The 11,771-nt window shown below is 63.7% G+C and carries 12 protein-coding genes; all 12 read left to right on the top strand.

Features of this window, described 5'->3' with window-relative positions; translation table 11 throughout:
- The coding region (locus AAFM29_RS13485; protein WP_341713308.1) for a helix-turn-helix domain-containing protein at positions 1–448 on the top strand (448 nt) is incomplete at its 5' end.
- Positions 449–556: 108 nt separating this feature from the next.
- The gene (locus AAFM29_RS13490; RefSeq protein ID WP_341713309.1) at positions 557–1,444 is read left to right on the top strand and encodes a helix-turn-helix domain-containing protein; all 888 of its coding nucleotides are present in this window, start codon (positions 557–559) and stop codon (positions 1,442–1,444) included.
- Between the two features lie 70 nt (positions 1,445–1,514).
- Positions 1,515–2,375: a helix-turn-helix domain-containing protein gene (locus AAFM29_RS13495; protein ID WP_341713310.1), complete on the top strand. Its 861-nt coding sequence runs from the start codon at positions 1,515–1,517 to the stop codon at positions 2,373–2,375.
- An 80-nt stretch (positions 2,376–2,455) separates the two neighbouring features.
- A complete protein-coding gene (gene pheS / locus AAFM29_RS13500; protein WP_341713311.1) occupies positions 2,456–3,556 on the top strand; it encodes a phenylalanine--tRNA ligase subunit alpha in 1,101 nt (366 codons plus the stop codon).
- Positions 3,553–5,946: a phenylalanine--tRNA ligase subunit beta gene (pheT, locus tag AAFM29_RS13505; RefSeq protein ID WP_341713312.1), complete on the top strand. Its 2,394-nt coding sequence runs from the start codon at positions 3,553–3,555 to the stop codon at positions 5,944–5,946. Before pheS ends, pheT begins: the two co-directional genes overlap by 4 nt.
- On the top strand, positions 5,943–6,689 hold the full coding sequence (locus tag AAFM29_RS13510) for an SDR family NAD(P)-dependent oxidoreductase (RefSeq protein ID WP_341713313.1): 747 nt from the start codon (positions 5,943–5,945) through the stop codon (positions 6,687–6,689). The genes pheT and AAFM29_RS13510 overlap by 4 nt, the downstream gene beginning before the upstream one ends.
- Before the next feature lie 117 nt (positions 6,690–6,806).
- Positions 6,807–8,330 (top strand): peptide chain release factor 3, encoded by a 1,524-nt coding sequence (locus AAFM29_RS13515; RefSeq protein ID WP_341713314.1) that lies wholly within the window; start codon positions 6,807–6,809, stop codon positions 8,328–8,330.
- A gap of 37 nt (positions 8,331–8,367) precedes the next feature.
- Positions 8,368–9,240, top strand: coding sequence for an alpha/beta hydrolase (locus AAFM29_RS13520; RefSeq protein WP_341713315.1), 873 nt, complete (start codon positions 8,368–8,370; stop codon positions 9,238–9,240).
- Positions 9,240–9,803: a pyridoxamine 5'-phosphate oxidase family protein gene (locus tag AAFM29_RS13525; protein ID WP_341713316.1), complete on the top strand. Its 564-nt coding sequence runs from the start codon at positions 9,240–9,242 to the stop codon at positions 9,801–9,803. The genes AAFM29_RS13520 and AAFM29_RS13525 overlap by 1 nt, the downstream gene beginning before the upstream one ends.
- Complete coding sequence (locus AAFM29_RS13530) at positions 9,804–10,505, top strand: endonuclease/exonuclease/phosphatase family protein (RefSeq protein WP_341713317.1); 702 nt, start codon at positions 9,804–9,806, stop codon at positions 10,503–10,505.
- Between the two features lie 143 nt (positions 10,506–10,648).
- A complete protein-coding gene (locus AAFM29_RS13535) occupies positions 10,649–10,987 on the top strand; it encodes a P-II family nitrogen regulator (protein WP_341713318.1) in 339 nt (112 codons plus the stop codon).
- A gap of 20 nt (positions 10,988–11,007) precedes the next feature.
- On the top strand, positions 11,008–11,771 hold a 764-nt coding region (locus AAFM29_RS13540), incomplete at its 3' end, for an ammonium transporter (protein WP_371830750.1).

Raw genomic sequence — 11,771 nt, forward strand, 5'->3', positions numbered from 1 at the left:
CCGCGGGTGCATCAGCGACCGGCCCTCCGACTTCCTCCGCGAACTTGCCGATCCTCCCGTGGACCGCGCACGGATCATCCAGATTCAGGACGTGATGATCGACCCCTACCTGGTGCAGGTGAGTGATTTCGCCTTGCGCGCCGGCTTCTCCAAGCGAACGCTCGAACGATTGTGCAACCGCCATTTCGGCTTTTCGCCTCGAGTATTGCTGCGGCGCCAGCGAATGATGCGAACCCTTACCGCCTATCTGCTCGAAGGCGGCAACTGGACGTCGGTGATCGATCGCCATTATCACGACCAAGCGCATTTCGTGCATGAATTTCATGCCTTCATGGGGATGTCGCCGAGCGAATATGCCGCCCTGGATCATGCTATACTCGGTGCATTCCTGGCCGAACGCCAGCGCGTTTGGGGCATGCCCGCGCAAACACCCAATCGCCTGAAATAAAGGTTCGCCCCTCGAATGTGATTTGCTAGGCCCCGAATCGCTTATGCGACCGGAGGGCCCATTGGGGGTGCGCAGTAAAGCGACGCTGGACGGACCGGCGGGTTGGTGATGCGTTCACCTCCGCCCGATGCCGTGCGCCTGCGATTCTACCTCCCACCAGAGGACCTGCGCCCCTTCGTCACGACGATCTACCAGATGGTGATCGACGCCGATGAAGAGGCTCCCGTAGATGACCGGCTTCACCCAGAATGGGCCAATTTGCGCTTTATTGTGAGCGGCAAGACGGACGCGGCTGTGGGTGGTGGTGCACTGCAACCTGTTCCGCGCGCGGTGATGGTCGGCCCGACCAGCAAGGCGACCCGGTTCCGTTCATCCGGTGTTGATACCTGGGGCGTGGGCCTGCTCCCGTTGGGCTGGGTCCGGCTGACACAGGCCTCGGCGCACGACTATGCCGACCGATTTTGCGAAGCCTTTGATGATCCGGCGATGGTGCGGCTGCAGGCCTTCCAGAAAGCGCTTGAAGGTTCCCCATCCGAACCTGATCGCATGCGCGCCAGGCTGGTAACGGCGATGCGCCAGGCCCTGGGGCCGCCACAACCGCGCGAAGAGGACATCGTGCGTATCGGTACGGCATTGATCGATCCCACGATCCATTCGGTCGCGCAGTTTGCCGAGCATACCGGCACGAGCATGCGCACGCTCGAACGGCTATGCAACCTGGCCTTCGGCTTCCCGCCGCAACTCTTGCTGCGCCGCCAGCGCTTCCTGCGCAGCCTGGCGCAGTACATGCTCGATCCCTCGCTCAAATGGATCGATACGCTTGATAGCCACTATCACGACCAAGCGCATTTCGTGCGTGATTTCAAGCGTTTCATGGGAATGAGTCCCAGCGCCTACGCGCGGCTTCCGCACCCGGTGCTGGGGGCGGCGGCGCATGCCCGCAAGGCGATCGCAGGTGAAGCGGTTCAAGTGCTCCACAAACCCCCCGTGCCTTAGGACGCGATTTCAGGTCACCATGTCGAAAACGCCACTCGCGACAATCGAATTTTCTTCGAACCAATTGCGCTTGCGCCTGGTCGGTCCGCCGCCTGATCTCGCGCCCTTCCTGTCGGGATATTATCGTACGGAGGTGGTACCCGGTGCAGTGGTGGAAGATTGGCTTCCGCCCGAAGAAGCGAACCTGCGAACCGGCCAGGCAGACGAATATGTCGCGGCGATTGGAACAGACCCTCTGATCGAAGTGCCTCCGGCGGTGATCTCCGGACCCACCGATCGGGTCACCCACTTGCGCCTTGGCGGGGGGAAGTTCTGGGGAGTAGGCCTTACCCCTGCCGGATGGGCGCGGTTCATCGGCGCGCCTGCGAGCGAGCTTGCCAATCGCTTCGACGACATTGCGCGATACCCGAAGCTGCAACCGCTGCAGGCCATGCTTGATAAGCTGCGGGCGGATGGAGACGACACTGAAGCGGCGGTGGCGCTGATCAACCGAACCTTTCGCAACCTGCTCGGTCAGCCATCGCCCAATGAAAGTGCGATCCATGCCGTGCACTATGCGATCGGTACCGAAGGGACGATGTCGGTCGCCGAACTGGCTTGTATGGCGGGGATGAACGCCCGCACCTTCGAACGTTTCTGCAAGCGTCACTACGGATTTCCGCCAGCCCGCCTGCAACGGCGCCAGCGGTTCCTGCGCAGTCTGGGCAAATTTATGCTGGACCCGACGATGCGCTGGATCAACTCGCTCGACAGCCACTACCACGACCAGGCGCACTTCATTCGCGAATTCCGTTCGATAATGCAGGTGAATCCGACCGAATACGCAGAACGCCCGCACCCGATTACCGGGGCGGCAGTCCACGTGATCAATGCAGCAACGGGGGTCGCAATGCAGGCGCTGCACATGCCGCGTGTCCCGCCCGCGCATTGATCAATCGGGGCTTGGGAACGCGCGCCTAAGCGGCTAGGGGGCGCGAGCACCGAATTCCGCCAATCCAAGATCAGAATTTCATGACCGACCTCGAGACACTCAAAGCCGACGCGCTGACGCGTATCGACGCCGCCTCCGACGCCGCTGCCCTCGAGGCCCTGCGCGTTGCCTTCCTGGGCAAGCAGGGCACGATTTCCGCGTTGATGAAAACGCTGGGCGGCATGAGCCCGGAAGAGCGCCAGACCGAAGCGCCCAAGATCCAGGGGCTGCGCACCGAAGTGGCCGATGCACTGGCGGCGAAGAAGGACGCGCTCGAGGGTGCCGAGCTCGAAGCCCGGCTCGCCAGCGAAACGCTCGACCTCACCCTGCCGGCACCCGCCGCGCCAAAAGGCAGTGTGCATCCGGTCAGCCAGGTGATGGATGAGCTGGCGGAAATCTTCGCCGACCTGGGTTTCTCGGTCGCCACCGGTCCTGAGATCGAGGACGACTGGCACAATTTCACCGCGCTCAACATGGCCGAAACCCACCCGGCACGCGCGATGCACGACACCTTCTATTTCCCGGACGTCGATGCCGAGGGGCGCCGCATGCTGCTGCGTACGCATACCTCGCCGGTGCAGATTCGCTCGATGGTCGAACAGGGTGCACCGATCCGCATCATCGCGCCGGGCCGTGTCTATCGGTCGGATAGCGACGCGACCCACACGCCGATGTTCCACCAGATCGAAGGCCTGGTGATCGACAAGGGCATCCATCTGGGTCACCTCAAATGGACGCTGGAGACCTTCCTCAAAGCCTTTTTCGAGCGCGAGGATATCGTGCTGCGGCTGCGGCCCAGCTATTTCCCCTTCACCGAACCATCGGTGGAAGTCGATGTGGGCTGGCAGGATGTCGGCGGACGCCGCGTGCTTGGCGGAGACGGTGACGCGCCCGGCCACGGCTGGATGGAACTGCTCGGCAGCGGCGTGGTCAACCGCCGCGTGATCGAATTCGCGGGGCTCGACCCCGATGTGTGGCAAGGCTTCGCCTTCGGTGTCGGTGTCGATCGCCTGGCCATGCTCAAATACGGGATGGACGATTTGCGCGCCTTCTTCGACGGCGATGGCCGCTGGCTGTCGCACTACGGCTTCTCGCCCTTCGACCAGCCGACGCTTTCCGCAGGTGTGGGAGCGCGCGCATGAAATTCTCGCTCGAATGGCTCAAGTACTTCCTCGACACCGATGCTTCGGTAGCGGAGATTGCTGCCACGCTGAACAAGATCGGCCATGAGGTCGAAGGGATCGAGGACCCGGCGGATAGGCTTGCTGGCTTCCGTGTCGCCAAGGTGCTGACCGCCGCGCGCCACCCCGATGCCGACAAGCTGCAGGTGCTGACCGTCGACATGGGCGACGGCGATCCGCTGCAGGTCGTCTGCGGCGCACCCAATGCGCGTGCGGGGATGAAGGGCGTGCTCGGCCTGCCGGGCGCGGTCGTCCCGGCCAATGGCATGGAACTGCGCAAGAGCGCGATCCGCGGGGTCGAAAGCAACGGCATGATGTGCTCGGTGCGCGAGCTCGAGTTGGGCGATGAGCATGATGGCATCATCGAACTGCCCGACGATGCGCCGGTCGGCACCAGCTTTGCCGAATATCACGCTGCATCGCCCATCTTCGATGTGGCAATCACGCCCAACCGACCCGATTGCATGGGCGTTTACGGCATCGCGCGCGATCTCGCGGCAGCTGGGCTCGGCACTTTCAAGCCGATCGAGATTCCCGCGATCGACGCAGGCTTTGCCTGCCCGATTGAGATCCGCACCGACGATCCTGAAGGCTGCCCGGCTTTCTATGGTCGCGTTATCCGCGGTGTGACGAATGGCGCATCGCCCGAATGGATGCAGCGCCGGCTCAAGGCGGCTGGCCAGCGACCGATTTCGGCAATCGTCGACATCACCAACTACCTTATGCTGGCCTTCGGGCGCCCGGCGCACGCCTATGACCTCGCCAAGCTTACCGGTCCGATCGTTGCACGGCGCGCCAAGGACGGCGAGCAGGTGCTCGCGCTCAACGAGAAGACCTATACGCTCGACTGCACCATGACGGTGATCGCCGACCAGGCCGGCGTGCACGACGTCGCAGGTATCATGGGCGGCGAGCACTCGGGCGTGACCGAGGGCACTACCGACGTGCTGCTCGAAATCGCCTATTTCGACCCCGAGCGGATCGGGGTGACCGGCCGCAAGCTTGGCCTTGCCTCGGATGCGCGTACGCGTTTCGAGCGCGGTGTCGATCCTGCCTTCCTCGACGATGGCCTCGCCCTGCTGACCACGCTGATCCAGCGCATCTGTGGCGGCGAGGCGAGTGAGGTCGTGCGTGCTGGCGAGCCGCCAGTCGCGCCCAGGGCAATTGCCTTTGACCCCACGCTCACAGCGCGCCTCGGTGGCGTCGAGGTGGACGAAGCCGAACAGCGTCGCATCCTCGAGGCACTCGATTTCACCGTCGGCAACGACTGGCAGGTTATGTGCCCGCCGCGTCGCCATGACATCGAAGGGCCGGCGGACCTGGTCGAAGAGGTCGTGCGTATCCACGGCCTCGACAAGGTCGCCAGTGCACCGTTGCCGCGCATGGATGGCGTGGCTCGTCCGACCGCGACCCCGATGCAGAAGATGGAGCGCAAGCTGCGCCGCGTCGCGGCGGGGCGCGGGCTGGACGAAGCGGTAACCTGGTCTTTCCTGCCGCAGGCCGACGCCGACCATTTTGCCGATGGCAACGGCGGTCTGTGGGTGCTCGAAAATCCGATCAGCGAGGACATGAAGGCGATGCGCCCGTCCATGCTGCCGGGCCTGATCGCTGCCGCCAAGCGCAATGCCGATCGCGGTGCCGACGGCAGCCGCCTGTTCGAAATCGGCCGCCGCTATTTCCGCGGCGAAGGCGGAGCCAGCGACGAGCGGCCGACGCTGGGCGTGGTGCTTGCGGGCGACAAGACCCAGCGCGGCTGGGCAAGCGGCAAGGCCGCGGCATTCGACGCCTTCGATGCCAAGGCAGAGGCTGTGGCACTGCTCGAAGCTGCTGGCGCGCCGGTCGACAACCTCATGGTGATGGGCGAGGCGGGCGCACAGTTCCACCCCGGCCAGTCGGCAACCCTGCGACTTGGCCCCAAGACCGTGCTCGCGCGTTTCGGCGCCCTGCACCCGGCGACGCTCAAGGCCTTCGACATCGACGGGCCAGTGATGGCAGTGGAGATTTTCCTCGATGCCATTCCGCCCAAGAAGGGCGGCGGCGGCTTCGCCCGCACGGCCTATGCTCCGCCCGCACTCCAGGCGATCAAGCGCGACTTCGCCTTCCTGGTTCCGTCGGATCTCCCGGCAAGCGATCTCGTCCGCGCGGTGAAGGGTGCGGACAAGCAGGTGATCGTATCGGCCCGCGTGTTCGACGTCTTTGCGGGCCAGGGCGTTCCTGATGGCAAGAAGTCGGTCGCGGTCGAGGTCGTGCTGCAGCCGGGCGAAAAGAGCTTCACCGATGCCGAGATCAAGGCGATCTCGGACAAGGTGGTGGCTGCCGCAGCCAAGCAGGGCGCGGAGCTGCGCGGATGAAGACCGCCTTCGTCACTGGCGCCACCGCAGGAATTGGTGAAGCCACCGTCCGCACGCTTGTGGCGAGTGGCTGGCGTTGCGTGGCGACCGGACGGCGCAAGGAACGGCTCGATGCCCTGGTCGCAGAACTGGGGGCAGACAAGGTCCATGCGGCCTGCTTCGACGTGCGCGACACCGCGGCTCTCGATCAGGCGATCGCAGAACTTCCGGAAGACTTCACCGGGATCGACCTGCTGGTGAACAATGCCGGCCTCGCGCAGGGCCTCTCGCCAGCGCAGGAAGCCAGCCTCGACGACTGGCAGACCATGATCGACACCAATGTCACGGCAATGGTGGTCCTCACGCGCAAGCTGCTGCCGGTGTTGATCGAGCGCAAGGGCGCAATCATCGCGATTGGCTCGGTTGCGGGCAGCTACATCTATCCGGGCGGCAACGTCTATGCCGGGTCCAAGGCCTTCGTGAACCATTTCACCCTGGCGCTGCGTGCCGACCTTCACGGCACCGGGGTGCGCGTCACGTCGATCGAGCCCGGCATGGTCGAAACCGAATTCACGCTGGTGCGCACCGGCAGCCAGCAGGCGTCCGATGATCTCTATGCCGGGGTCAACCCGATGACCGGGCAGGATATTGCCGATACCATTCGCTGGATCGCCGAGCTGCCCCCACACCTCAACATCAACCGCATCGAACTGATGCCGGTGAACCAGGATTTCGCGGGCTTCCGTGTGGCTCGGGAGAATTAGCCACGAACGCTCGCTCACCCTGAGCCTGTCGAAGGGCCGGGTACAACTTTGCGACTATGCTTCGACAGGCTCAGCATGAGCGGTTCGGAGTTCGATTTTGACAAGTAAGACAAGCTGATGACCTCCAATCGCCGAACCTTCGCGATCATTTCGCACCCTGACGCGGGCAAGACCACGCTGACCGAAAAGCTGCTGCTGCAGGGCGGCGCGATCCACCTTGCCGGCGAGGTCAAGGCGCGCGGCCAGGCGCGGCGGGCGCGGTCGGACTGGATGAAGATCGAGCAGCAGCGCGGTATCTCGGTGACCAGTTCGGTGATGACCTTCGAGAAGGACGGGATCACCTTCAACCTGCTCGATACGCCAGGCCACGAGGATTTCTCCGAGGACACCTACCGCACGCTGACCGCGGTCGATTCCGCCATCATGGTGATCGATGCGGCCAAGGGTATCGAGCCGCAGACGCGCAAGCTTTTCGAGGTTTGCCGGTTGCGCAGCGTCCCAATCATCACCTTCGTCAACAAGGTCGACCGCGAGGGGCGCTCGCTGTTCGAGATTCTCGACGAGGTTGCCGATGCGCTGGCGCTCGATGTCTCGCCGCAATCGGCGCCGCTCGGCATGGGTGGCCTCTTCACCGGCATCCTCGATTTCGCCAGCGACACCGTCACTCGCCCCGAGGGAGATAGTCGCGAATATCTCGGCAAGCGCGAGCCGCTGGGTGAATTGCCTGGCGAACTGGCCGAAGAGATCGAACTGGTCCGCGAAGGCTATCCTGAATTCGATCTCGAGGCCTATCGCCATGGCGATTTGACGCCGGTGTTCTTCGGATCGGCGCTCAAGAATTTCGGCGTCGAGGAACTGATCGGTGCGATCGCCAAATGGGCGCCTCCGCCGCGCCCGCAGCCTGCGGGTGAGGAACAAATCTCGCCTGACCGCGACGAAGTCACCGGTTTCATCTTCAAGGTCCAGGCCAATATGGACCCCAACCATCGCGACCGTATCGCCTTCATGCGGCAGGTTTCGGGTACGTTTAAACGCGGCATGAAGCTGACGCCGTCCGGCCTCGGCAAGCCGATCGCGATTCACTCGCCCATCCTGTTCTTCGCGCAGGATCGCGAACTGGCCGACACCGCCGAAGCGGGCGACATTATCGGCATTCCCAACCACGGCACGCTGCGGGTGGGGGATACGCTGAGCGAGAAGAACCAGGTCCGCTTCACTGGCCTGCCCAATTTCGCACCGGAAATCCTGCGCCGCATCGTTCTGGTCGACCCGACCAAGACCAAGCAGCTCCGCAAGGCGCTCGACGACCTCAGCGAAGAGGGCGTGATCCAGGTGTTCTACCCGGAAATTGGCGCGCAATGGATCGTCGGCGTGGTCGGCCAGCTCCAGCTCGACGTGCTCGTCTCGCGGCTCGAGGCCGAATATAAGGTGGGCGCCAATCTCGAAGCCTCGCCCTTCGCCACCGCGCGTTGGCTCAAGGGCGACCAGAAGGCGCTGGACGAGTTCGAGAAGTTCAATCGCGCCAACCTGGCACGCGACCGCGATGGTGACCTGGTGTTCATGGCCAAGAGTCCATGGGACGTCGGCTACCAGCAGGAAAAGAACCCTGACCTGACCTTCTCGGCAACGAAGGAACGGTGAGGTTGCGCGCGGGCTGGCTTCGCGGCAAAGCCTGCGCATGACGCTCCAGCCTGGCCCCACTTCGCAGACCTTCATCTCGCAGCGGCTTCGGTTGCACTATCTCGACTGGGGCAATCGCGGAAAGCCGCCACTGGTGCTGGTCCACGGCGGGCGCGACCATGCACGCAGCTGGGACTGGGTGGCCGAGCAGTTGCGTGACGACTGGCATGTCGTGGCCATGGACCATCGCGGGCACGGCGATTCGGATTGGGTGTCGGATGGCAATTATTCCGCCAGCGACATGGTCTACGACCTCGCCCAGCTGATCCACCAGCTCGGTGTCGGCCCGGTAACGATCGTCAGCCATTCGATGGGCGGCAATGTCTCGCTGCGTTATGCGGGGACCTTCCCCGACATGGTGAAGAAGATCGTCGCCATCGAAGGCCTGGGGCCGAGCCCGAAGCGCCAGGAGGAGATGCGCGCGAAGCCTTATCCTGAGCGGCTCAACGAATGGATCACCAAGAAGCGTGCCGCATCCGGCCGCAATCCGCGCAAATACGAGAGCATCAAGGCGGCCTTTGCCCGGATGATCGAGGAGAATAGCTACCTCACCGAGGAGCAGGCGCGCCACCTCACCATCCACGGGGTCAATCGCAACGAGGACGGCACCTATAGCTGGAAGTTCGATCCGCACCTGAATGTCTGGCCGGTCGAGGATGTGGCCGACGAGTTCCTGCACCAGACCTGGGCCGCGATCGCCGCACCGACGCTGTTGCTCTATGGTGCGAACAGCTGGGCCTCGAATCCCGAGGGCGACGGGCGGCTTGAGCATTTCGCCAATGCCAAGGTGATCGAGTTCGCCGATGCCGGGCACTGGCTCCACCATGACCAGTTCGACCTGTTCATGCAGACCTTGCGGGAGTTCCTCTGATGGCGGATTTCTTCGACCGGCTCGACGACAAGCATATCGCGATGATCGCGAAGCAGCCCGTCTTCTTCGTCGCCACGGCGGCTGAAGGCGCGCGCATCAACCTGAGCCCCAAGGGCTATGACGCCTTCCGCGTGTTGGGGCCGACGCAGGTCGCCTATCTCGACCTCGGCGGTTCGGGGAACGAAACCCACGCGCATCTGGTCGCCGACGGGCGGATCACCATCATGTTCTGCAACTTCGAACAGCCGGCGCTGATCTTGCGAATCTATGGCAAGGGTCGCGCAGTACTGCCGCAGGATGCCGAGTGGGAAGAGCTGGCGGCGAATTTCGATCTCATTACCGGCACCCGCCAGATTTTCGTGATCGACATCGAAAGCATCCAGACGAGTTGCGGCTGGGGCGTGCCTTTCATGGATTACCGCGAAGAACGCGCCACGCTGAAGAAGGCGCATGCGCAGATGGAGCCGGAAGCCTGGGTGGAGCGGGTGGCTGGGCGCACGCACAGCATCGATGGCCTGCCGACCCGACAGACCGATCGTTTCATCGCTGCCGACAACGGGTAAGTGCGGCTAACCTTCGCCAGCTACAATATACACAAGGCAGTCGGGACGGACCGGCGCCGCGATCCTGACCGTATTCTCAGGGTCCTGCACGAAATCGACGCCGACATCATCGCCTTGCAGGAGGTCGACCGGCGCGTTGGCGACCGGGCCACCGTGCTTTCCCGCGCCGCGATCGACGATACCCATTGGCGCGTGGTCGAGGTCGCCCGGCGGCCGCGCAGCATCGGCTGGCACGGCAATGCGCTGCTGGTGCGGCGCGAATTCGAAGTGATTGAAGGCGAGGCGCTCGACCTGCCGACGCTTGAACCGCGCGGTGCGGCATGTGGCGAAATCCGCGTCAACGGCACGGCGCTGCGGATCATCGGCACCCATCTGGACCTGTCAGGCCTGCGTCGGCGCGACCAGATCCGCGCCTTGCTCGATCGATCCCACGCTTGCGAGCGCAACCTGCCGACCGTGATCATGGGCGACTTCAACCAATGGGGTCGCCAGACCGGCGCCATGCGCGAATTCGATGGCAGGTGGCAGGTCATGACCCCCGGGCGCAGCTACCCGAGCCGCCAGCCAGTGGCGACGCTCGACCGGATCGTCGCATCGCGTCACTGGCGCTGTGAGGATACCCGGGTGCACCACACCGCCCTGTCTGCGGTCGCTTCGGATCATTTGCCGGTGGTCGCCGAGCTCGAATTGCCTAAGAAATAGGCGCATGCCCAATTAATAGACAAATCGAACCCGATTTGACCGTCGGTCAAGCTTTGTCGCCGTGCTTTGGCGGTTTGGCACGCTTCATGCTGCGTATGCGAAGACCGGTGCTTCGGCCGGTGCCAGACATGAGGGGTGAACGCGTGAAATTCATCATCGCTGTCATCAAGCCATTCAAGCTCGATGAGGTGCGTGAAGCACTTGGATCGATCGGCGTGGCCGGAATGACCGTGTCCGAGGTCAAGGGCTTCGGGCGCCAGAAGGGGCAGACCGAGATTTATCGGGGTGCCGAGTATTCGACCAACATGCTGCCCAAGGTGAAGCTGGAGATTGCGGCCAGTGACGACCTCGCGCCGCAGGTAGTCGAGGCCATCCAGCAGGCTGCGAGCACCGATGCCATCGGCGATGGCAAGATCTTCGTGCTCGACCTCGCCAGCGCCACGCGCATCCGCACCGGCGAAACCGGCGACACCGCCCTGTGAAGACGATGAAGGGATCCACCATGCTTCGCACACTCACCCGCGCGGGCGCCGCTGGCCTCGCGCTTCTCGCGCCCGTAGCGGCCTTTGCGCAGGAGGCGGCCGAAGCCGCCGCACCTGTACCCAATCCCGGCAACAATGCCTGGATGATGACCTCCACGATCCTCGTCCTGATGATGATCCTGCCCGGCCTTGCGCTGTTCTACGGCGGTCTGACGCGGTCGAAGAACATGCTCTCGACCATGACGCAGATCGGCGCGATCGCCTGTCTCGCCATGCTCGTCTGGGTTACCTACGGCTACGGCCTGGCCTTCGGCCCCGAAGGCAACCAGTTCATCAGCTGGGGCAAGTTCTTCCTCGCCGGCGTCACTTCGGACAGCACTGCCGCTACCTTCAGCGATGAAGTGATCAGCGAATATGTGTTCATCAGCTTCCAGATGACCTTCGCCGCGATCACCGCCGCGCTGGTGCTTGGCTCGACCGTCGAACGCATCAAATTCTCCGCGGTCATGGTGTTCGGCGTAATCTGGCTGACCATCGTTTATTTCCCGATTGCGCACATGGTGTGGGCAGGCGGTGGCCGCTTCTTCGAAATGGGCGCGCTCGATTTCGCCGGCGGCACCGTGGTGCACATCAACGCCGGCGTGTCGGCCCTGGTGGCCGCGCTGATCCTGGGCAAGCGCAAAGGCTATCCGGCCGAGCCGATGCCGCCGCACAGCCTGACGCTGACCATGGTCGGCACGGGCCTGCTGTGGGTGGGCTGGTTCGGCTTCAACGCCGGTTCGGA

The sequence above is a fragment of the Erythrobacter sp. genome (assembly GCF_038133525.1).
Classification (GTDB): Bacteria; Pseudomonadota; Alphaproteobacteria; order Sphingomonadales; family Sphingomonadaceae; genus Qipengyuania.